Genomic DNA, 21,850 nt, shown 5'->3' on the forward strand with positions numbered 1-21,850 from the left:
GCCGCGCCGGGTGGTCCCACGACTGGCAACCCAGGTGGTCCCATGAAGCTGGCAGAAAACCGCTCAGAGCGGTCCCATGCTCATGGCAGGCGACACGCGGATCATGATGTCGTGACGAACAAGGTGCAGATCTGGACCTGCACAGGTCTGGAAAACCAGACCTGGACCCTGAACGCCGGCGGAACCTTCTCCTCGGACGGAAGCTGCCTGCAACCCGCGTCGGGCGAACGGGGCCGGGGTGACGACAGCGCCGTGTACGGCCGACAACCCGGGCGCGTCCTGACTCGGCTCAGCGCGAAGGGAAGCAGGCGGCGACGGCCAGCCGATCGACGAAGTCGTTCATCTCATGACCGGAATGACCCTTGACCCACCGAAAGGCAATGTCGCCACGCTCGGCCACCAACTCGACCAGCGGCTCCCACAGGTCCCTGTTGGCGACCGGCTTCTTCGCCGAAGTGAGCCACCCTCGCTCGAGCCACCCGGCGTGCCACCGGTCGCGGAAGCAGTTGACGACGTACGTCGAGTCCGACACCACCAGCAACGGACCGTCGTTGGACCGCACAGCCTCGAGAGCCGCACGGATCTCCATCCGCTGATTCGTCGAAGCGGCCTCGCGACCGGACGCGAACTCGGTGGTCGACAACGCCCAGGCCCACCCGCCGGGGCCCGGGTTGCCCGAGCACGCGCCGTCGGTGTACACCGTGCGCGCGCCGACGGGGACTGTCATATCAGCCGGACGCGGCCGGCGAGCGCGAACTGAAGCCATCGGAACCTGATGTTACCCCGCCAGCGTGATCTCGAGCGTGTGGTGCCCGTGCAGGGATGCCGGTACGCCGAACTCGCTGCGCGGGGCCCCATCGAGCTCGAACGCGCGGATCACGGTGCCCGTGCCGCGAAGCGTCACAGTCAGGTCGGCGTCGCGGTACCGCAGGCCGCTCAAGGTGACGTCGCCCCAGCCGAGCGGGAGGGACGGCGCGAAGGTGAGGCCGCGCTCGTCGAACCGTACCCCGAACAGCCCGGTATGCATCATGTCGAGGAACGCCGTCGCCGACCAGGTCTGGTCGGGCTCCGAGGCCCAGCGGCGTTTCAAGACGCCGGTCGCGCCCTGGTAGCCGCCCTCGACGGCACCGGTGTTGCCGTCGTAGATCTCCCAGAAACCGCCGCTGTTCCTGACCAGCTGCGCGAGCAGCTCAGTCTCCGTCGCGAACCCCTCGACATCACCGTGCATGGCCAAGGCCTTCGCCCAGAGTCCTTGCACGAGCGGCCAGACGATCGCGTTGTGCCGTCCGGGCTCCGCACTGGAGTACCTGTCCCAGTGCGGATACGTGTCGGGCATCCCCCACGTCATCCGCTGCGCGGTCGAGATCAGGGCGCCGGCTTGGGCGTCGTCGGCGATCCCGAAGAGCAGCGCGAACGCCAGTCCCGTGCCTTCCTGATAGACGCCCGCCGTGCCATCGGCCGTCAGCTCGTAGTTGTAGCTTCCGGTCGGCGGATTCCAGAAGTGCTGGTTGATGGCCTGCTTGATCGCCGCAGCCTTGACGCGATGACTGTCGGCCGCCAGGCCGAGCGCGTCCGCCATCTCGGCCGCTCGGGCGTAGGCCGCGTAATAGAGCACGTTGGTGCTGAGGTACATCGCCGCGACGACCTCCGGGTACGACGTGCTCTCGCTCCCCCGCGACTCGCCCTCGTCCGCCGTCGGCGCCGGGAAGCCGGACACGCCGTCGTTGAAGAACGACGGACCGGTGAACAGGCCGTAGCGCGCATCAGGACCGAAGACCGTCGCTCGCTCGCGGATCGCGAGGCTGTTCGTGACGACGTCGTACGCGTTCTGCAGGAAGTCCCGGTCACCGGTCACCAGGTAGTGGTGCCAGGCGCCGACGGTCCAGACCACCTGATCCCACTGCTGGCTGTCCTGCTGCACCCTTCGCTTGCCCTCAGCATCTTTTTCCACCACCGCCCACAGAGTGTTCGCGGCCAACGCCGGCGCCAGCAGGCTGGTGGCGTTCCAGCTGTTGATCGTCGCGTCCCGGGTCCACGGTTGCTCGTACCCGCCACCGGCACGGACCATGCCGACCGCTGGATTCATCAGCCCGCTCCGGGCGTGGATCTCGCCGAACGGAACGGTGTTGGTCCTCAGCAGGTTCTCGAGCGCCGCCTCGTACGTCGCCCCGTACAGCGCCTGGCTCTCCGGATCCTCGAACCGCAGCACCGGCCGCGAGTCTGTCGTGGTCATCCGCTCATTCCATCAGATCCAGGCGAGGCTTCGTACCAACTGATGGAGCAGCACAGCAGCCCGTCCCCCGGGCCATCGGCGGGCAGCTCGGTTCACTGGCGTGGTTTTGGGCGGTTGGTCGGGGTGGCGGTGAGTGGGTCTTCCGGCCACGGGTGGCGGGGGTAGCGGGCTCGTAGGTCGGCTCGGACCTGGGGATAGCCCTGCTTCCAGAACGAAGCGAGGTCGGTTGTGATCGCGACCGGGCGCCGTGCGGGCGACAGTAGGTGCAGGACGACTGGGACACGGCCGTCCGCGACGGCTGGAGTGGCAGTCCAGCCGAATACCTCCTGCAGCTTCACCGCGAGGACCGGTGGCTCGACACCGTCGTACGCGAGTCGCACTTCGGAGCCCGACGGGACCCGCAGCCGTTCCGGTGCGAGTTCGCCGAACCGGGTTGCCGCGGGCCATGGCATGAGTCGCCGGAGCGCCGAAGCCACGTCGATGTGGGCAAGATCGCGCGAGCCTCGCACCGAGGCGAGCTCGGTACCCAGCCATTCGTCGAGATCGGCCAGGAGTGTCTCGTCGTCGACCGCGGGCCACGGGGCTCCGAGGTGGGCATGGCAGAACGCGAGCCGCTCCCGCAAGGCGAGTGCGGCCGCCGACCAGCGCAGTACGGACAGGCCGCTGCGCCGGATCCCGTCGCGGACGGCCGCCTGGACGAGCAGCCGGTCGGGCTTTGCCAGCGGGACGTCGTTGAGCACGATCGCGCCGAGGGCCTCGACGCGCCGCGTCACGATCCGGCCGTCGTCCCACCGGATCTGGTCGGTGGTCGAGACGAGGTCGCCTGCGATGTCTCGTGCCGTCTGCTCATCGATCGGCGCCGCGGACCGGATCCTGGCGTCGGCGCGTCCGGGTGCCCGGTCGGCAACCGCGATCGCCAGCCAGGTCGTGCTCCGCAACGGCGATTGGGGATCCAGCGCAGCACCCGTACCACCAGACGTTTGGTACGTCGCCGAGTCGGCCCCTCGTATCCGCGCAATCCGATCCGGATACGCCAGCCCCACAACAACGCCCACCGCAAGATCATCCGCAACTGCGCGTGTCTCCCGACCAACTGCCGGCTGCACTCCGTCTTCACCCGACCGGTCGCCGAGCGTCATACCTCGGCCGATGCGCTTTGTTTCTTCTCGCCAGCGCGCCGTGGCTCCGCGGTCCTCGCCGCGGCGGAGGGCTCGCCAGCGGGCCGGTAGATCATCGCCGAAGTCGCGGCCGGAGTCGTCCGAGAGCATCGCGACGACCTCGCGGGCCCGGTCGGCACCGACCCGCGGCGTGCCGTCCAGTAGCGCCCGAGCCAACCGAGGATGCGCCCCGATCGCCGCCATCCGCCGTCCCCGCTCGGTGATCCGGCCGTCGTCGTCCAGGGCATCGAGGCGGCGCAGCAATTCGGTGGCCGCGGTCATCGCCACCGCCGGCGGCGCCTCGAGCAGGGTCAGACCGTCACCGGCAGGCGCACCCCACGCCGCGAGGTCGAGTGCGAAGGCTGCCAGATCGGCGATCGCGATCTCTGGCGCCGGATGATCGTCGAGATGCGAGTGGTCGGTGGCAGACCAGCACCGATAGACACGGCCCGGCGCCTCCCGCCCGGCACGACCCGCTCGCTGGTCGGCCGACGATCTCGAAACCCGGCAGGTGACCAACGCACCGAGGCCACGGGAGTGATCGGTCCGCGGCTCCCGGGCCAGACCCGAGTCGACCACGACCCTGACCCCGGGCACAGTCAGCGAACTCTCCGCGACCGACGTCGTGACCACGATCCGGCGAGCGGCGGCCGGCCTCAACGCACGGTCCTGTTCAGCCCTGGACTGGCGACCGAACAACGGCAGGACATTCTCGCCGGCCAACCGGCGGGACACACCGTTGATCTCGGCCTCCCCCGGGACGAACACGAGGATGTCGCCGTCGTTCTCGGTCAGCGCACGCCGGACGACGGCCGCGACGTGATCGAGCAGGCGCGGATCGACCCGCCCACCGGGAAGCAGCGGCACCGGGACCGGCGGTGGGGCCCACTCGATCGCCACATCGAACAGCGCCGCGGACGCGGTGATCACGGGCGCCGGACCGTCCGAGCCCAATGCGCGGCTCAGCCCGATCGTGTCCGCCGTGGCCGAGGTCGCAACGATCGCCAGGTCCTCCCGAAGATTCGACCGGACGTCGATGCAAAGCGCGAGCAGTAGATCGGCATCGAGGTGCCGCTCGTGGCACTCGTCGATCACAATCGCGGTGACACCTGGCAGCTCCGGGTCCTGCTGCAGACGCCGTACGAGGAGCCCTGTCGTCACGACCTCGACACGGAGTCCTTGCCCGCCGCTGCGTTCACCGCGCATCGCGTAGCCGATCCGCTGCCCGAGCGGTTCGCCGACCAGCGTCGCCAGCCGGGTCGCAGCCGCGCGGGTTGCCATCCTTCGCGGCTCGGCGACGATGATCGTGCCCCCGAGCGCGTCGCCGAGCGCAAGCGGCAACAGTGAGGTCTTACCCGATCCGGGCGGCGCAACCAGGACCGCAGTACCGCGGGAACGCACTGCATCGACCGTGGCGGGAAGAACCGCCCGGACAGGCAGATCCGCACCCGGTACCGACGATTCAGGCAGCAACACGCCTCGACGCTAGCCGACGCCTCCTCAGCTCAGCGTGGTGGGCGGAGTACGGCGAACGGGTCCGTCACGGTCAGCTCGCGGGCCACGAACGTGTAGACGGTCGCGGGACGGCCGCCGCTCTGGCCGGGGCTTGTTCGCCGCTCGGTCGGGTCGATCACGTGCCGCCGGGTCAGGACCCGCGTGAGATTGGTGGCGCCGAGCTCGTAGCCCAGTGCGGCGCCGAACAGGTCACGCAGCTCGGCAATGGTGAACTCGACGGGAGCCAGCGCGAACCCGATGTTCGTGTACGACAGCTTCGCGCGCAGCCGCCCGACGGCGGCCTCGATGAAGTAGTGATGGTCGAACGCGGTCCGCGGCAGGTCGTCAACCGGGTGCCAGAGCGTGTCGGACGGAAGCTCCGGCCGTACGTCAGACGGCACCAGGCCGAGATAGCCCGTCGCCAGTACGCGGGCCCGCGGATCACGATCGATCGCACTGTGGGTGGCCAACTGTTCCAGGTGCGCGACGTCGCGGACGTCGACCTTCGCCGCCAGGTGCCCGGTGATCGCTTCCCGCAGCCGCTCGGCGGGCTCGACCCCGCCGCCGGGAAGAGCCCAGCGGCCGCGGTGCGGACTCCGTGCGCGTTTCCAGAGCAGGACACACAACCTGCCGTCGCGGACGGACAGGACCACGGCGAGCACTTCGTGCGGATAACTGGGGAAGTTAACCGGATCACCTTTCTTGGCTGCGGGCACGACGACGATGGTAGCGTGCATCTAGTTATCGACTGTGAGGCGAAAACATCCGGAGGGCTGTGATCCACGTCGTCACCCGCAGTTATCGCCTCTTAAGCGAAATCTCCTGAGAGAAGGACCCGCTGTGACCGTTGGAACAGCCATCAGCTGGCAGGAAGAGGTACGCCGCCTCGCCCAGGAGCGGGATGCGGTCGTGCTCGCCCACAACTACCAGGAACCGGCGATCCAGGACGTCGCCGACCACGTCGGCGACTCCCTCGCGCTGTCGCGCATCGCGGCCAGTACCGACGCGTCCACGATCGTTTTCTGCGGTGTGCACTTCATGGCTGAGACCGCCAAGCTCCTCAGCCCGGACAAGACCGTGCTGATCCCCACCGCCCAGGCCGGCTGTTCGCTGGCGGACACGATCGACGCCGACCAGCTACGGGCTTGGAAGGCCGAGCACCCCGACGCCGCTGTTGTTGCCTATGTCAACACCAGCGCGGCGGTGAAGGCCGAGGCCGACGTCTGCTGCACCTCGTCCAACGCGGTGGAGGTGGTGAACTCGATTCCGGCGGACCAGCCGATCCTGTTCCTGCCCGACCAGTTCCTCGGAGCGCATGTCCGGCGGCAGACCGGCCGGGACAACATCGAGGTGTGGATGGGCGAGTGTCACGTGCATGCCGGCATCAGCGCGGCCGACCTGCGCGCCCAGGTGGCGGCCGATCCCACGGCCGAAGTCCTCGTCCATCCCGAGTGCGGCTGCGCATCGTCCGCGGTCTGGCTCGCAGGCGTGGGTGATCTGCCGGCAGATCGGACCCACATCCTCTCCACCGCCGGCATGCTGGACACCGCTCGCGACCTGACCGCGAAGACCGCTCTGGTCGCGACGGAGATCGGCATGCTCCATCAGCTGCGCAAAGTCAACCAGCAGACGAATTTCCTGCCGGTGAACCCCAAGGCCTCGTGCCGATTCATGAAGATGATCACCCCGGACCTACTGGTGCGCTGCCTGCGGGAGGGACGCGACGAGATCCAGCTACCGCCCGAGATCATCGACCGAGCCCGGCGTTCGGTCGAGCGGATGGTTGCCATCGGCAAGCCTGCAGGTGCTCGATGACGCAAACCGTCGACGTGGTCGTCATCGGGGCCGGCGTGGCGGGCCTGTCGACCGCGCTCGGTCTCGCCGCGACCCGCGACGTACTCCTGCTCAGCTCCGGCGACGGCAGCACACCCTGGGCACAGGGCGGCGTCTCGGCCGCGTACGGCGAGGACGATCCGCTCGACCACTGGCGCGACACCGATGTCGCCGGCGCGGGGTTCTGCGATCCCCGCAACGTTCGGGCGCTGGTCGAGGAAGGACCGCAGCGACTCGCCGAACTGATCGCCCAAGGGGCTCGCTTCGACCGAAACGACGACGGATCGCTGTCGAGAACCCTGGAGGGCGGCCACAGTCGTCCCCGGATCGTGCACGCCGGCGGTGACGCCACCGGCGCGGAAGTTCATCGGGCGCTCCGTAGCGCCCTGGAGCGAACCAGCGTTCGGACGATGACCGGACGGACCGTCGGCCTGCTCCAGTCGGACTCCGGAAGCATCGTGGGCGTGCTCGTCGAGACAGGGACTCAGCTCAGGCAGATCGACGCGCGTGCCGTGGTACTGGCCACCGGCGGTATCGGCAACGCCTACCTGGCGAGCACCAATCCGTCGACAGTGCGCGGTGACGGCATCGCCCTGGCGCTGCGGGCCGGCGCGTCGCTGGTGGACATGGAGTTCGTCCAGTTCCACCCGACCGCGCTCTACACCGGTGAGACGAACGGTCAGTTGCCCCTGGTCACCGAGGCCGTCCGCGGAGAGGGCGCCGTACTGCGCGACGTCCATGGCCGCAGCATCATGGCCGGACGGCACCCGCGAGCCGATCTGGCCCCGCGGGACGTCGTCGCACGAGCGATCGAGGCGACGATGCGCCGCGACGGGTCCGACCATGTCTGGCTGGACGCGACAGGCGTCGCGCCCGACGTACTCCGACAGCGATTCCCGACTGTGCTGGCCTCCTGCGCACGCATCGGCGTCGACCTGCTGTCCGAGCAGATCCCGGTCGCACCGGCCGAACACTTCCTGTGCGGCGGCGTTCGAACCGACCGCAACGGCGCAACCGACGTACCGGGTCTGTACGCCGTCGGCGAGGTCGCCGCAACCGGCGTACACGGGGCCAACAGGCTCGCCTCCAACAGCCTGCTGGAGGGACTGGTCTTCGGGCGGCGGGTGGCAACGGCACTGACCCTCGATCTCCCCGCAGCCGACCACGGTCGCCTCCACGAGCTCGCGCTGGGCGAGGATCGTGAACCGGAGCGGATTCGCGCGATCCTGACCAGGTACGCCGGGATCCGTCGCGACGGCGCCGGCCTGAACGCCGCCGCGGACGAGCTCGAGACCCTCGGCACCGGACCGCTCGCGACGGTGGCGCGATCTGTCATCGTGGCAGCGACATCACGACAGGACAGCCGCGGCTGCCACTGGCGCTCCGACCATCCCCACTCCGACGAGCGCTGGGACGAGCACATCGTCGTACACCTCGACAGAGACGACCGCCCGACCACCCGGCAACTCCTCCCCGCAGCCACGCAGTGACAAGGCCGCTGCCGCGGCTTGCGGGAGGGTCTAGCGTCTGTGGCTGAACGCTGCCAAGAGCAGGGCGAGCGCGATCCCGCCGCCCGCGACAGATGCGGGCCGGGGAGGGGCCTTCAGTACCTCGTGATCGCCCTCGCTACTCAACAACGACCAGCGCGACCGAGCCGAGAGCGCTGAACCGAAGGACAGCACCGAACCCGCGGACAAAGCAGACAAAGTCGATCCCACCGACGCAATCGACAGCGCAGAACCCACCGATCCGATGCTGAGCACCGAACCAACCGATCCGATCGACAGAATCGATCCACGACTTGCGATCGAAAGGAACGAATCTTCCGATCTCAATGACAATCCACCCATGACCGGCATTCTGACACGAGCCCAAGCCCCGGCCTACCTGGTGTGCAGTCCAGATCGACCAGCTACGGACGCGCCCGAGGGCGGCTCGGGCCTCTGCCCGCGGCTACTTCGGTGCGACGAAGGCCAGGGCCTCATCGGCCAACTGCCGCCAAGACAACCGCGCGTCAGGATCGACGCTGAGCCACTCTTTCATCGGCACACCCTTGTTCGCGTCGAAACGGATCCCGTCCCCCGCGGTCACCAATTCGTCGACGCGCGCCGCCGGCAACTTCACCACCAGGCGATCATCCGCCAGCATGGCGAAAATCCTGCCTCCGGCCCGAAGCGCCGACGAACCAAAACCCCGCCCCGCACCCGGCGGCGTCACGCCAGGCAGCTCGAGAAGCTCATCAACCAAATCAGCGAACCGCTCCTCCGGCGTCATTCCTGCCTCCGCTCTACCAACCCCAAGGCCGACATACCACTCTAGTCCGCAACCAACCAACCCACGCGAGCCTCACGGCGTCCGATCCACTACGCCTCCAATCCACTGCTTGCTTGTGGCAACAATCTCGTCGTACCCGAATGGGTTCGGAAGCTGACCCGGTGCGGTTTGGGGAGCGGCCGATTCCTTTGGGTGGTGGCGGCGGTCTACATGAGAGAGGCCGGCCCGCGTGCCGGGCCGGCCTCTCTCATGTACGCCGAGACAGAAAGGCTGATCGCCAATGAACGTTCCCGCGACTATGCGCGCGCTGCAGCAGACGTCCCTCAACGGCCCGCAGGACATGCACCTGATCACCGACGCGCCGGTGCCGAGCCCCGGTCAGCACGAGGTCCTGATCCGAGTCACCGCCGCCGGCGTCAACTTCGCCGACATCTCGAAGGCCCACGGCACGTTCGGCGACGGCCCGCGGCCACCGTACCTGGCCGGTTTCGAGGCCGCAGGCGAGATCGTCGCGGTGGGCGATGCGGTGACCGGCCTCCAACCGGGGGCCCGTGTCGTCGGCGTCGGAAACGGCGCGTTCGCCGAGTACATGGTGCTGCCCGCGGCCGCGGCGATGCCCGTGCCGCCAGGCTGGACGGAGAAGCAGGCGCTGGGCCTGGTCGTGAACTGGCCCACCGCGCTGGCCGCACTCAAACCTCTGGGCGGCGTCACTGCAGGGCAGACCGTCCTGGTCCACGCCGCAGCGGGCGCGACCGGCCAGGCCGCGGTCACGATGGCCAAGCATTACGGTGCGACAGTCATCGCCACCGCGACACCGAGCAAGCACGAGACAGTGCTGGCATTGGGCACCGACCACGTCCTGGACTCCCTCGGCGGCGACCTCGCCACCGAGGTGTTGCGGCTGACCGGCGGCGCCGGCGCCGATCTGGTGCTGGAGTCGGCCGGCGGCGCCACTTTCGAGGCCAGCCTGGCCGCCGCCAAGCGGGTCACGGGCCGGGTCGTCGTCTATGGCGCGGCGGGTGGCAAAGCCGCGATGACCAACTGGGAACTGGTGTACAAGCACCAGGTCCACGTCATCGGCCTCAACATCGGCGTGCTGATCCAGGCGGCACCGCAGATCTTCGGCGAGGTCATGGGTGAGCTGTTCGCGCTCATCGCCGCAGGTGTGCTCACCCCTGGCCGGCCCACCGCCTACGACCTGGCCGACGGCCCGAAGGTGCTCGCGGAACTGGAAGCCAGGGCCACCATCGGCAAGCTGGCCCTGCTGCCCTGAGGCATCGCCACGTGAACCATGCCCAGACGTGTTGCAGTACTAGGGTCGTGACGTGACATCGCATCTGCGGGCGGCACCGAATCAAGATCGGTTCACCGCCGAGACCGAGCGGTTCCGCCGGGAACTGTTGGCGCACTGCTACCGCATGGCCGGTTCAGCACACGACGCTGAAGACCTGGTGCAGGAGACCTACCTGCGGGCGTGGCGGTCCTACGCCGGCTTCGAGGGCCGCGCGTCGATTCGGTCCTGGCTCTACAAGATCGCCACCAATGTCTGCCTGACGGCCCTGGAACCGCGCCCGATCAGGGTCCTGCCCTCGGGTCTGACGGGCTCGTACGACGGACCCGACCGCCCGCCGAGTCCCGCTGCGGCAGGTGAGGTTTCATGGCTGGAACCGCTGCCGGATGCATGGATCGTCGCGCCCGCCGATGATCCGGCCGCGGTGGTGGTCGAACGCGAGTCACTGCGGCTGGCGCTCATCGCCAGCCTGCAGCACCTGCCCTCTCGTCAGCGTGCGATCCTCCTCCTGCGCGACGTGCTGGCGTTCTCCGCGGCCGAGACCGCGGAGATTCTCGACACCACCACGGCGGCGGTCAAGAGCGGACTGCAGCGCGCCCGCGCCCGGCTCGACGAATTGCAGCTGGAGCCCGCGGAACTGCTCGAACCGATCGATCCGCGGGCACGCGCGCTGCTCGACGGCTACATCGCGGCCTTCGAGCGCTCCGACGCCGGCCTGCTGGAACACGTGCTGCGCGCCGACGCCACGTTGGAGGCGACGCCATTCCGCGACTGGCAGGCAGGCCGGGTGATGTGCATCCAGGTGCTCGACGCGTACGTGCTGGGCACACCAGGCGACTGGCGGATGATCGCCACCACCGCCAACGGCCAACCCGCCGCCGTCGTGTACCACCGGGACGCGGGCGGCACACTCCGGGCGGACGGCCTGGTGGTGCTGGCCCCTACCGCCACCGGCGTATCCCGCGTGATCAAGTTCCACGATCCCGCGCTCGTCCCGACCTTCGGCTTCCCCGCCGTACTCGCGCAATGACCCGCAAGTACACGCCCGCAGGTCGAGCTGGTCGGCGGGTTTCGCAGCGAATGCGATCCGTGGTTCATCGGGTACTGAGAGCATGATTTGTCGTGCCCGCCAGGGACAGGGGATCATCGGTCGGCTCCACCACCGACGAAAGCGAGAAACGAATGCGCCGGACGCCGGCCACCGCCCTGGTCGTTGCTCTCATCCTTGCGACGGCGGCCTGCGGCGGCGATCAGGAGGAGGGCGCCGAAGACCGCGCTGCCACCGTCTCCGCGAAGCCGTCCCCGTCGCCCCAGCCCAAGCCGACACCAGCGATCAGCACGCGCGGAGCGCAGGATGCGCTGAAGCGATACCTTTCGTCGATCAGCCAGGCGAACGCAAAGCTGGACCCGGCACGGGCTGCGAAGATCGAGACGGGATCGGCCCTGCAGATTCACAGCGCGCAGTACCGCGTGTACCGGAAGAACGACTTACGCTACTTGCCGGTCAAGTACGTCGGAGCGGTGGGTGCGGCACCTCTGAGCGCGGGCTATCCCAAGTGGTTCTTCACGGCCGCGACCGACCGAGGTTCGGAGCCCGCAACGCGGGACTTCCTGCTTTTCGTCCAAGCGCGCAGCGGTGCGCCGTGGCACGTGACATACGCGCCATTCTCGAACCGGGCGACCGGCGCGCTCGCGCCCGGAGTGGACGTGGCGGATTTCCCGGCCGTCGTGGCCCCAGGCGACACCCGTCTGCAAACCCCACCGGGCAAAGTCGCCGCCGTCCTGGCCGACGCCGTGACCCGCGGCGGCAAGAGCCCGTCCGCGAGACTGTTCGCTCAGGACGACAACTTCAAGACAGTGCGCGGCAAAATCGTCGACAACCGGAGCGCCTACACGGACAACGACTGGGCCGGGACCAGCCGGGCCGTGGCCGCTCCGACTCCGGTGTATGCGGTGCGGACGAAATCCGGCGGTGCACTCGTCTGGTTCGGGCTCGACCTGCTGCACTCCTATCGCAACGACGGTGACACCAACATGGTGTGGGACACCGAATCCGCAGGCGACATGCAGCGCGGGTTCGGGTTGCCGTCAGAGGTCACCTCGTCGATCACACGGCAGGAGCGCTACGAACTGGTCGCCTACATCCCCCCGAAGGGCAAGGGCTCGATCCGCCTCGTCGCGAGTCGCTGGTTTCCGCTGTCGGTCCGCGGACGCTGAAGCGTCGCGTCAGACTCCTCGCCTTCCACCAGCCGGCAGGCGTAGCACGGCGAACCCGTTCCATCACTTTGCCGGACGGCTTTCCAGAAGAAGGCCCGGAGTCCCTGCGGTCAAGTCGGATCGTGATTGTGCCGGCGGCCGGACGAGCGAGGTGCGTGGTCAGACTGGGGCCGAGGCGAGCGCAGCGGTCAACACGATCGCGGCCGCGCCGAGGGCCAGCTCGGCGCCGATGAACAAGCCGATGACCTGCACCGGAGCGGCCTGGGAACCGAGCCGGCGAACGTAGGTGTGGCTGCCGGTCGCGGCAGTCAGCATGCCGCCGACGGCGAGCAGTTTGGCGAGCAGCGCCGCGCCGTACTCGGATTCGATCAAGGGTTGCAGCCCCCCGGCGCGCAGGAGTGCGTGCAGGATACCGGTGATCGCGAGGGTCGCGACGCAGGACATGGACAGCCAGGAGAATCCACCGAGCGTTGCATGCAGAACGCTCGGGTCACGCCGCGGCACGACAGCGACGGCGAGCGCCGCCAGTCCCCCTACCCAGCAAGCGGCAGCCAGCACGTGCAGTTCGGTCAGCGCGATGGTCGGCAACGGAAGCGCACCGGGTCGTGCGGTCACCACGGTGAGGGCCAGCGCGAGCACCAGCAGTACGCCGGAGCTGTGAGTGGCGGCGCGGTCGGTCACATACCGCGCCAGCCACGGAACCGCCGCGGCAACAAGCAGGAGTCGGGCCAGCAGAGAGGCGGCCGGCCGGTCCAGCAACGCATCGACGTCCACGACAAGTGTCGAGACGAGGCCGGCGCCTGCCGACAGCGTGGTGAGGATCAGGCCCAGCCACGCGAGGAGGATCAGCCCACGCTCCCGGTGCCCCGACGGCCAGATCAGCAGCCAGAAGACAACTGTGCCGATGAACAGCGTGACGCCGGCGTATCCAACCGTCCTGCTCAGATCAATCAGCACGGCTGCCGGTTGGCCGCCATGACTACCGGGCCGAGTCGCGGCGAGGACCGCGAGGCCCGCGACGACAGTGAGCGCGCCCAGTTCGACCGTTCGGCCGCGCCCAGCCTGGCCGCCGACTCCGAGTACGGCACGTGTCACCACGTGGTTACTCACGACACAGCACCGAACCCTCGATCCTGCCACCGCGGCCCCCGAGGGCAGCGACCGCAGCGTATCCCGGCACGCTTCGCCCCGACCACCGAATCTCGGTGACCGATACCGGGCGGAGGTCCCTGGATGCGGCACGCGCAAGAGCTCGATCGAACCGGCGGTAGCCGGTCACCGACGAGTTCAGCGCTCCCCCGGCTCAGCCGCGAGGTCAGGGAATCGACCGCTTGCATTGTCCGATGCGAACGTTCGGCGCCTCGCCGGCGAGGTCGCCGACTGTCAGTTCGTGCTCCTCAACCGCCTGCTATCGCGGTGACTACAACGACTGGACTTGCTACGCAAAGCTCTCAAGAGCCTCGAGCGGCGACTGTTCGTCGCCATCCCGCCACACCGCGTGGGATTTGTGTCCAGAATCGAGACAAAGCAATTGTTGGAATGACATTGTGACATTCCTCCTCCTACGCTGACTTGCGCCGGGCAGCAGCGTCGCCCCCGGCCGCGGGACTCACTGCAAGAGAGCTCTGAGGCTCGTGCTCAGGATGTCCAGAAGGTCGCGACGCGGCCACGCCTGAAGGGACGGCCATTGGCGCGCGCACGAAGAGCGGCCGAGACGCCGCCACGAAGAGGTGCGAAGGTGGCGCTGGTCGGTGTGCTGACAGCCGGAGTCGTCGGCGTCGGCAGCTGGATCGCGCTTGCGGACCGCGGGAGTCCGGTCAGTGGCACGAGCGGAGATTCCCACACCACGCACACGACTCCTCACCACACCAACGCGACGGCGAATGCCGGGAGTGCCGCAGCTGCGACCTCACCCACGCCGCCCGCAACCGATGGCGTCGCGGCGTGTGTCGCCGAACTGGGCAAGGGCGACTCCGTCATCAGTGCCGCGCAGACCGGGATCGGGCATTGGGCTGAGCATGTCCAGTCCCGAACCGACCTCTTGGCCGGTCGGCAGACGAAGGACGTGACGTCGGCCATCTGGAAGCGGACCCGGCTGGCCGGGCCAGGCGACCTCGAGCGCTACGACCGCGCAGTGGCCGAGTACAAGGCCACGACCCGCGTGTGCGCCGGGACAAAATCGGCCGGGGGTGAACAAGGCCGACTCACGACGTGCCAGGAACGCGCGCAGGTCATGAAGCGAGCACTCGACGCAGCCGCTGCAGGTATGACGGACTGGCGGTCGCATCAGCAGGCGATGGCGGCCCACAAGGCCGGCGAGTTCGACGCCGCACACGCCCAGGATCTGTGGGTCGCGGCCTGGACAGCGGCCCCTGAGAACATCCAGGCGTTCCGGGCAGTCTCGGCTCAGCTGGCCGCGGCTCCGGCGTGCCGCTAACGACCGGCCGACGGTCCTCGTGATCGCCAGCTGGATCAGCCGGGTCCGCTCGGAGTGCTGAGATGCCATGCTGGCGCTCGGCTCCACGTCAGTTGCCGCTGGCACCTAACAAGCCCAGGGAGCGAACTCAGTACGTTGGGTGACCGCCCGATCGGTCGGGTCCGCCTCTGCGCGATGTCCAGGTCGGCGGTCCCGCAGTACAGTCGGCTTGTGGCTGGAGGGACCGCCCGGGGTTGGTTCGAAGGTGACGACCTTCGCCGGGTCCTCCCGCTCTTCTCGCTGGCGTTCGGCCTGGTCGCGGCGATCACGCAGCCGTCCTCCGCAGCCGACATCGTCCTGGCGGCCGTGCCGGTCGCCGCTTTCGGCTTGTGGGCCTTCGACTCCAAGGTGCCGCTCGCCTCCGTTTCTGTCGGCATCGTCGTCCCGGTGGTCGTGGCACAGCGCTCCGGACAGCTCGAGCCGGTGATGTTCAACGTCACTCTCCTCGCCTTCGCGGCCGCGCGCTGGTCGCGATCGCTGGTGTCGGCGGCATGGCTCGGTGTGCTTGCGGCGGCCACGCCGGTGCTGGTGGCCCTGATCCAGGATCCGATGGAGGTCGCCGTCGGTATCTGGCTCGTGGCCATCGTGTTCGTCTGGGTCATCGGTCGCGCGGTCGAGCGCCAGGAACGTCTTGTGGCCGAGCTCGAGGCCACCCGGAGTCAGCTGGCCCAGCAGGCACTGCTGGCCGAGCGCCGTCGGATCGCTCGTGACGTCCACGACTTCGTGGGACACGGGTTGGCCGCGATGATGCTCCAGGTCACCAGCGCCCGGCACGTACTGCGCCGCGACCCGGCGTCCGCCGAGGAGGCGCTGCTCACGGCTGAGCAGGTCGGCCGCCGCAGCATGGAGGAGCTTCGGCGTACCGTCACGCTGCTCCGCCGCGACGACGAGCCCGAGTTGGCGCCGGTCTCGCGGGCGCACGAGATTCCCGTGCTCGTCGACCAGGCGCGGGCCGGAGGACTCGCCGTCGAGCTGCGCATCCGAGGCGACTTCGCCCGGGTGCCACCAGGGACGAGCGTTGCGCTCTACCGGATCGCCCAGGAAGCGTTGGCGAACGCCGCACATCACGCGCCGCACGCACGAACCCTTCTCGGGCTCGAGCTCGTGGGTGGCGACATACGTCTCGTGGCCGAGACCTGCGGACCGGTCGCCACCGACCGTGCGGGCGATCCCGAACGACCTCGGTACGGCTTGATCGGAATGGCGGAACGGGCGGCGGCACTCGGTGGCGAATGTGCGGCGGGACCGACGCCGGACGGATGGCGGCTCAGTTGCCGGCTGCCACTGGAGGCCCGCCACCAGGTGCCCCAGAAAGATCCGCGCCGGACATGATCCGCGTCGCCCTCGTCGACGACCAGGCCATCGTGCGCGCCGGCTTGGCGCGGATCCTCGCACCCGCGGACGGGTTCGAGGTGGTCGCCCAGTGCGCCGACGGCCGGCAGGCGGTGGCGGAGCTGCCCGGCTTGCGTCCGGACGTCGTCCTGATGGACATCCGCATGCCGGCCCTGGACGGCGTCGCGGCGACCCGGCGATTGCGCGCCGGCGACGACCCCCTCGTCGTACTCGTGCTGACGACCTTCGGCGAAGACGAGGTGCTCTGGGGAGCGATCGAAGCGGGTGCCTCCGGGTTCGTGCTCAAGTCCTCGTCGGCCGAGGACCTGATCTCGGCGGCTCGAGCGGTGGCCGGCGGCGGAGCCTGGTTCGACCCCGCGGTCGCACCGCGGCTGCTCGATCGGTACCGACGGGTCGTCGCCCCGGCGGCACGTGACGCGGCGCGCCTCGACCTGCTCACCGATCGCGAGCACGACGTCCTGCGCTTGATGGCGCGTGGCGCCACCAACGCCGAGATCGCCGCGGCTCTGCACGTGGCCGAAGCGACGGTGAAGACACGGGTCGGAAGTATCTTCACCAAGCTCCGGGTGCGCGATCGGCCCGCCGCGATCGTGTTCGCGTACGACCACGGCGTCGTCACGCCAGGCAGGATGCCGTAGGCGGCCCTCCACCCCTGGTCGGAAAGTACTTCGAGACCACGGGGCGATGTGCGACCGCCCCGGGCGTGGTTACCGTCCGCGACATGACCGAGAAAATGGCGCGACTCTGCGCCCGCCGGCCGTGGCTCGTCGTCGGGGTGTGGCTCGTCGTCGTGGTCACCGCCGTCGTGGTGGTGGTGTCGTTCCTCGCGTTCGAGGGCGAGACCGAGATCACGAGGAGCACCGAGTCGAAGGACGCCGACCGGGTCCTCACCGAGGGGTTCCCGCGCGATGTCGCGAACGGGCAGGCGACCAGCGAGGTCGTCGTCGTGCGGGCCGATGCCGGTGAGGTCGAGGCGGCCGGGACGCGTGCGCGCGTCGCCGCGCTGGCCGACGAGCTGCGTGCGGTCGGCGCCAGCCGCGTCGTCACCTACAGCGAGGACCGGAGCCTCGTTTCGCAGGACGGGGACTCGACTGCGATTTTGCTCGCGTTCGGTCCGGACGGAGAGGACGAGGTGGAGGATGTGGTCGCCGCCGTCCAGCGTCTCGACGACGAAGCCGGCTACCAGGCGGCGGTCACCGGCGGCTGGATCGCGGACGCCGATGAGGACACCGCGTCATTGGAGGATCTGAAGAAAGGCGAGCTCTTCTTCGGTGCTCCACTCGCGCTCGTCGTCCTGCTGCTCGTCTTCGGTACGGTCGTCGCGGGCCTTGTTCCGCTCATGGTCGCGGTCGCCTCGATTGTGGTCGCCCTTGCGCTCGTCGCCCTGCTGGCGCAGGCGTACGACCTCTCCGTCTTCACCCAGAACATGCTGATCGGCATGGGCCTCGCCCTCGGAATCGACTACTCGCTGTTCACTCTCTCCCGTTATCGGGAGGAGCGGCGGCGGGAACGGACCGAGCGCGAAGCCATCGCCACTGCGGGCGCCACCGCCGGACGCGCGGTCCTCTTCAGTGGGATCGCCTTCGTGCTCGCGATGCTGGGGCTGCTGCTCGTTCCGAGCACGATCTTCCGCAGCCTGGCCGCAGGCGCGATCATCGTCGGCATCGTTTCCGTGATCGCCGCACTGACGCTGCTGCCTGCGGTGCTCGCCTTGCTCGGCGACCGCGTGAACGCGCTTCGCATCCCCTTCTTCGGCCGCGCAGCCGCGCAGGCCGGCCGTGAGGGCCGCTTCTGGGGCGCGATCGTCCACCGAGTCATGCGGCGCCCTGCGGCCAGCCTCCTGCTGGCCGCCGGACTGTTGCTCACGCTCGCGGCCCCGGTGCTCGCGCTCGACACAGGCACCTCGGGAGCGGCAACGCTGCCCGACCGCTTCGAGTCGAAGCAGGGCTATCTCCTCTTCCGCGAGGAGTTCCCGAAGGAATCCACCGAGCCGGTCGACATCGCGGTCGTCGGCGACGTCCGCGGATCCGCGGCGCAAGCCGGCCTGGGGCGGCTCGAGCAAGAGCTCGCGCGCCGCCCGCTCTTCGGAGAACCGGTTGTCGTCGCAAACGGGGCCGGTACGGTCGCCCACGTCACGGTTCCCATCGCGGACAATCCGGACGGCGAGCGCGCGATCGAGGCCGTCCGCGATCTGCGCACCGAGGTCGTCCCCCGCGCGTTCGCCGGCGTCGACGCCAGGGTGTACGTCGGCGGCGACACCGCCGAGGAACTCGACTACCAGGACACCGTCAACCTCTGGCTTCCGCTCGTGCTCCTCTTCGTGCTCGGCCTCAGCTTCCTCCTGCTCACCCTCGCCTTCCGCTCGATCGTCGTTCCTGCGACCGCGATCGCCATGAACCTGCTGTCGGTCGGAGCGGCCTACGGCCTGCTCGTGCTCGTCTTCCAGGAAGGCGTCGGCAACGAGCTCCTCGGGCTGGGCGCTGCCGAAACGATCGACGCCTGGGTGCCGCTCTTCCTGTTCGCCGTCGTGTTCGGGCTTTCGATGGACTATCAGGTCTTCCTGCTCAGCCGCATCCGGGAGCGCTACACGGCGACCGGCGACACGGACGCGGCCATCGCCTTCGGGATCGGCTCGACCGCCCGCCTGATCACCGGCGCCGCGCTGATCATCGTCGCCGTGTTCTGGGGCTTCGCGATGGGCGACACCATCGCCTTCCAGCAAATGGGCTTCGGCATCGCCGTCGCGCTCCTGATCGACGCGACGATCGTTCGCTCCGTCCTCGTCCCGGCAACGATGAAGCTGCTCGGCGAACGCAACTGGTATCTGCCCCGCTGGCTGACCTGGCTCCCCGACGTCCGCGTCGAGAGTCCCGAGCCGGCACCGCCACCCACGCCGGCCCCCAGCGAACACCTGTGACCCGGCACCTCACCGGCGGGTAAGCCGCGTCCGGGGCGTCTTCCTTGCCCCAGGCCCCCACAGGCCCGCCCCGCGGGTGGGACCTGTGGGGGCACTGCTTGGCTACCGGGACGGAGTTTCCTCGGACCTCGCGCCCGGTGCCGGGACGTAACCGGTGGTTCGGGTGCTGAAGATTCCCCGGCCCTGGGTACGGCTGCGCAACTGGGTTGCATAACCGAACAACTCGGCCAGCGGGACAGTCGCGACGATCACCATCGTGCCCGGCCGCGCGGTCGACGTACCCGAAATCCGGCCATGCCGTGTCGCCAGGTCGCCGAGCACGCCGCCGATCGCATCCTCAGGCACGGTCGCCGTGACCTCGGCGACCGGTTCCAGGAGCACCATCGCACTGGCACGCAGCGCTTCCCGGAGCCCCAGCCGGCCTGCCGTACGGAACGCCATCTCCGAGGAGTCCTTCGGATGGGTGGCTCCATCCGTCAGCGTGACGCGCACCCCGGTCACCGGGTGCCCGCCGAGGGGACCCTGGGCCAGAGCATCCCGGCAGCCTGCTTCGACCGCGCGGACATACTCCTGCGGCACCCGTCCACCGACGACGACCGACCGAAACGCGAAGTCCTCCGCGCTGTCGTCATCAGCTACCTCCAGCGGTTCCACGTCGAGGGTGATCTGGGCGAACTGACCGGCCCCGCCGTCCTGCTTGACGTGCCGGTACACCAGCCCGGACACCCCGCGCGCGACTGTCTCGCGGTAGGTCACCTGCGGTCGGCCGACCCCGACCTCCAGCCCGTGAGCACGACGTATCTTCTCCACCGCGACCTCGAGGTGCAGCTCACCCATGCCTGACAACAGCGTCTGACCGGTCTCGGAATCGGTCCGGACCGTCAGTGAGGGGTCCTCATCGACCAGTCGCATCAGTGCCGACGCGAGCCGGTCGGTGTCGGTGCTCCGGCGGGCCTCGACTGCCACGGAAACGACCGGGTCGGCCACGACTGGCGGCTCGAGAACCAACGGTGCTGCCGGCGCACACAGGGTGGCGCCGCTTCGTGCGGACTTCGGCCCGACGACCGCGACGATGTCGCCGGCGAACGCCTGCTGGACCTCCGCGTGCCGGTCGGCCTGCACCCGCAGGATCCGGCTGATCCGCTCAGTGCGTCCCGCGCCCGCGTCCACCACGGCTTCTCCCTTCCGAATCGTTCCCGAATACACCCGCAGGTACGTCAGCCGCCCGGTCGTGGTCGAGCTGACCTTGAACACGAGCGCCGCGAACGGCGCCATCGGGTCGGCGACCCGCTCCTGTACGGCGCCGTCCGACATGCCGCGCACCGCCGGCACCTCCTGCGGCGAAGGCAGATAGGCGGCGACGGCGTCCAGCAGCGGCTCGATCCCACGGTTGCGGTACGCCGATCCGCACAGCACGACCACGCCGGCACCAGACCGGGTCAGGTCCCGCAGTGCGGCAGCCAGCGTCTCCGGCGAGACCGTTGACCGCTCATAGAACTCGTCCAGCGCGACCGGGTGGAGCTCGGCGACGGTCTCCTCGAGCAGCCGGCGCCGTCGCCTCGCCTGTTCCAGAAGGGCATCGGGCACCAGGCCCTCCGCAAAGGTGCCGCTGCCGTCGCTCCAGACGTACGCCCGCATCGTGATCAGATCGATCACTCCGCTGAACTCGGCCTCCTTCCCCATCGGCAACTGGACCACCAGTGGGGTCACGTGCAACCGCTCGCGGATCGAGGCCACCGCTGCGTCGAGGTCGGCGCCGGGGCGGTCCATCTTGTTGACGAACGCGATCCGCGGCACCCCGTGCCGGTCGGCCTGGCGCCAGACCGACTCGCTCTGGGGTTCGACTCCCGCGACGGCGTCGAACAGTGCAACGGCACCGTCGAGCACCCGCAGCGAGCGCTCCACCTCGTCAGAGAAGTCGACGTGGCCCGGGGTGTCGATCAGGTTGATCGAGTGCCCGTCCCAAGCGCAGCTCACGGCCGCGGCGAAGATCGTGATCCCGCGATCGCGTTCCTGAGAGTCGAAGTCGGTGACGGTCGTGCCGTCGTGGACCTCACCGCGCTTGTGCGTGGTGCCGGTGAGATACAGGATCCGTTCGGTGACGGTGGTCTTGCCGGCATCGACATGGGCGAGAATGCCGACATTGCGCAGGCCGGACAGCGGGTGATTCTGTTGACGGTGGTCAAGGTTTGTACGCATGGGCCGATGGCCTTTCGGATGATCCGGATCGAGACAGCGCGATTCGCGGACGAAGCGGCCTGTGGTCAGGCCATGCGCCACCCCCCGCCGGCGGCCCAGAATGCAGCCGCCTGCAGGACAGGCTGGGTCAGTTCGTCACGGACAGAAGCCGACCGCGCAGCCGGCACCTGACACGCGAAGACACCAGGATCACGTCGTACCGTGACCGGGGAGCACACACAGCGATGCTGTAACGCACAGCCGGGCTCCCCTCACTCGTCAAAACGCCTGCCGCGATCTCGCGGCGGCGCCCAGTTCGATCCAAGCGTAAGGGGACCGGCGATGCCGGACCACCGGATTTCACCGCTGGACCGGACCGACCGAAAGCTCCCGCCTGCCGCGGGCCTTCCCGCTCTGCCCGCCCAAT

The 21,850-nt window shown here is 69.0% G+C and carries 16 protein-coding genes; 9 read left to right on the forward strand and 7 right to left on the reverse strand.

The features are described from left to right. Positions 1–289: 289 nt before the first annotated feature. From ACIBL3_RS21400 to ACIBL3_RS21415, 4 genes are all read right to left on the reverse strand, one after another. Positions 290–727: a ribonuclease H gene (locus ACIBL3_RS21400; protein WP_396355251.1), complete on the reverse strand. Its 438-nt coding sequence runs from the start codon at positions 725–727 to the stop codon at positions 290–292. A gap of 51 nt (positions 728–778) precedes the next feature. Further along, complete coding sequence (locus ACIBL3_RS21405; protein ID WP_396355252.1) at positions 779–2,233, reverse strand: MGH1-like glycoside hydrolase domain-containing protein; 1,455 nt, start codon at positions 2,231–2,233, stop codon at positions 779–781. A gap of 92 nt (positions 2,234–2,325) precedes the next feature. Then, the gene (hrpB, locus tag ACIBL3_RS21410; protein ID WP_396355253.1) at positions 2,326–4,866 is read right to left on the reverse strand and encodes an ATP-dependent helicase HrpB; all 2,541 of its coding nucleotides are present in this window, start codon (positions 4,864–4,866) and stop codon (positions 2,326–2,328) included. 29 nt (positions 4,867–4,895) lie between these two features. Then, entirely contained in the window at positions 4,896–5,621 is a 726-nt protein-coding gene (locus tag ACIBL3_RS21415; RefSeq protein ID WP_396355254.1) for an NUDIX hydrolase, read from the reverse strand. Positions 5,622–5,724: 103 nt separating this feature from the next. Between ACIBL3_RS21415 and nadA the strand changes: the two genes are divergently transcribed. Both nadA and nadB read left to right on the forward strand, forming a co-directional pair. After that, positions 5,725–6,699 (forward strand): quinolinate synthase NadA, encoded by a 975-nt coding sequence (gene nadA / locus ACIBL3_RS21420; protein ID WP_396355255.1) that lies wholly within the window; start codon positions 5,725–5,727, stop codon positions 6,697–6,699. Then, positions 6,696–8,207 carry an L-aspartate oxidase gene (gene nadB / locus ACIBL3_RS21425; RefSeq protein WP_396355256.1) on the forward strand — a complete coding sequence of 504 codons (1,512 nt, stop codon included), beginning with the start codon at positions 6,696–6,698 and terminating at the stop codon, positions 8,205–8,207. The genes nadA and nadB overlap by 4 nt, the downstream gene beginning before the upstream one ends. 463 nt (positions 8,208–8,670) lie before the next feature. Here the strand turns inward: nadB and ACIBL3_RS21430 are convergent, their stop codons facing one another. Then, entirely contained in the window at positions 8,671–8,991 is a 321-nt protein-coding gene (locus tag ACIBL3_RS21430) for a hypothetical protein (protein WP_396355257.1), read from the reverse strand. Between the two features lie 280 nt (positions 8,992–9,271). Between ACIBL3_RS21430 and ACIBL3_RS21435 the strand changes: the two genes are divergently transcribed. The 3 genes from ACIBL3_RS21435 (at position 9,272) to ACIBL3_RS21445 (ending at position 12,499) form a co-directional block, all read left to right on the forward strand. Then, complete coding sequence (locus tag ACIBL3_RS21435) at positions 9,272–10,264, forward strand: zinc-binding dehydrogenase (protein WP_396355258.1); 993 nt, start codon at positions 9,272–9,274, stop codon at positions 10,262–10,264. Positions 10,265–10,316: 52 nt separating this feature from the next. Then, positions 10,317–11,312, forward strand: coding sequence for an RNA polymerase subunit sigma-70 (locus tag ACIBL3_RS21440; RefSeq protein WP_396355259.1), 996 nt, complete (start codon positions 10,317–10,319; stop codon positions 11,310–11,312). Positions 11,313–11,404: 92 nt separating this feature from the next. Further along, on the forward strand, positions 11,405–12,499 hold the full coding sequence (locus tag ACIBL3_RS21445; protein WP_396355260.1) for a hypothetical protein: 1,095 nt from the start codon (positions 11,405–11,407) through the stop codon (positions 12,497–12,499). A gap of 159 nt (positions 12,500–12,658) precedes the next feature. On the opposite strand, the gene ACIBL3_RS21450 is transcribed toward ACIBL3_RS21445, so the two are convergent. Then, positions 12,659–13,609 carry a CopD family protein gene (locus ACIBL3_RS21450; RefSeq protein WP_396355261.1) on the reverse strand — a complete coding sequence of 317 codons (951 nt, stop codon included), beginning with the start codon at positions 13,607–13,609 and terminating at the stop codon, positions 12,659–12,661. Positions 13,610–14,237: 628 nt separating this feature from the next. Between ACIBL3_RS21450 and ACIBL3_RS21455 the strand changes: the two genes are divergently transcribed. The 4 genes from ACIBL3_RS21455 to ACIBL3_RS21470 all read left to right on the forward strand — a co-directional run bounded on the left by ACIBL3_RS21455 (position 14,238) and on the right by ACIBL3_RS21470 (position 19,245). Continuing rightward, positions 14,238–14,936 carry a hypothetical protein gene (locus ACIBL3_RS21455; RefSeq protein ID WP_396355262.1) on the forward strand — a complete coding sequence of 233 codons (699 nt, stop codon included), beginning with the start codon at positions 14,238–14,240 and terminating at the stop codon, positions 14,934–14,936. A gap of 210 nt (positions 14,937–15,146) precedes the next feature. Then, positions 15,147–16,307 (forward strand): sensor histidine kinase, encoded by a 1,161-nt coding sequence (locus ACIBL3_RS21460; protein WP_396355263.1) that lies wholly within the window; start codon positions 15,147–15,149, stop codon positions 16,305–16,307. Further along, positions 16,304–16,966, forward strand: a complete 663-nt coding sequence (locus ACIBL3_RS21465) for a response regulator (RefSeq protein WP_396355264.1) — start codon at positions 16,304–16,306, stop codon at positions 16,964–16,966. The genes ACIBL3_RS21460 and ACIBL3_RS21465 overlap by 4 nt, the downstream gene beginning before the upstream one ends. 83 nt (positions 16,967–17,049) lie before the next feature. Beyond that, positions 17,050–19,245 (forward strand): MMPL family transporter, encoded by a 2,196-nt coding sequence (locus ACIBL3_RS21470; protein WP_396355265.1) that lies wholly within the window; start codon positions 17,050–17,052, stop codon positions 19,243–19,245. Positions 19,246–19,347: 102 nt separating this feature from the next. Here ACIBL3_RS21470 and fusA read toward each other — a convergent pair whose 3' ends face one another. After that, positions 19,348–21,444 (reverse strand): elongation factor G, encoded by a 2,097-nt coding sequence (gene fusA / locus ACIBL3_RS21475; protein ID WP_396355266.1) that lies wholly within the window; start codon positions 21,442–21,444, stop codon positions 19,348–19,350. Positions 21,445–21,850 lie beyond the last annotated feature (406 nt).

Source organism: Kribbella sp. NPDC050124, assembly GCF_044460355.1.
Taxonomy (GTDB): Bacteria; Actinomycetota; Actinomycetes; order Propionibacteriales; family Kribbellaceae; genus Kribbella.

What these genes read in the sequence shown, in the direction of transcription:
- ACIBL3_RS21400 (WP_396355251.1), bottom strand. Translation starts at nt 727, where the DNA reads ATGACAGTCCCCGTCGGCGCGCGCACGGTGTACACCGACGGCGCGTGC.
- ACIBL3_RS21405 (WP_396355252.1), bottom strand. Translation starts at nt 2,233, where the DNA reads ATGACCACGACAGACTCGCGGCCGGTGCTGCGGTTCGAGGATCCGGAG.
- ACIBL3_RS21415 (WP_396355254.1), bottom strand. Translation starts at nt 5,621, where the DNA reads ATGCACGCTACCATCGTCGTCGTGCCCGCAGCCAAGAAAGGTGATCCG.
- nadB (WP_396355256.1), top strand. Translation starts at nt 6,696, where the DNA reads ATGACGCAAACCGTCGACGTGGTCGTCATCGGGGCCGGCGTGGCGGGC.
- ACIBL3_RS21430 (WP_396355257.1), bottom strand. Translation starts at nt 8,991, where the DNA reads ATGACGCCGGAGGAGCGGTTCGCTGATTTGGTTGATGAGCTTCTCGAG.
- ACIBL3_RS21435 (WP_396355258.1), top strand. Translation starts at nt 9,272, where the DNA reads ATGAACGTTCCCGCGACTATGCGCGCGCTGCAGCAGACGTCCCTCAAC.
- ACIBL3_RS21465 (WP_396355264.1), top strand. Translation starts at nt 16,304, where the DNA reads ATGATCCGCGTCGCCCTCGTCGACGACCAGGCCATCGTGCGCGCCGGC.
- ACIBL3_RS21470 (WP_396355265.1), top strand. Translation starts at nt 17,050, where the DNA reads ATGACCGAGAAAATGGCGCGACTCTGCGCCCGCCGGCCGTGGCTCGTC.
- fusA (WP_396355266.1), bottom strand. Translation starts at nt 21,444, where the DNA reads ATGCGTACAAACCTTGACCACCGTCAACAGAATCACCCGCTGTCCGGC.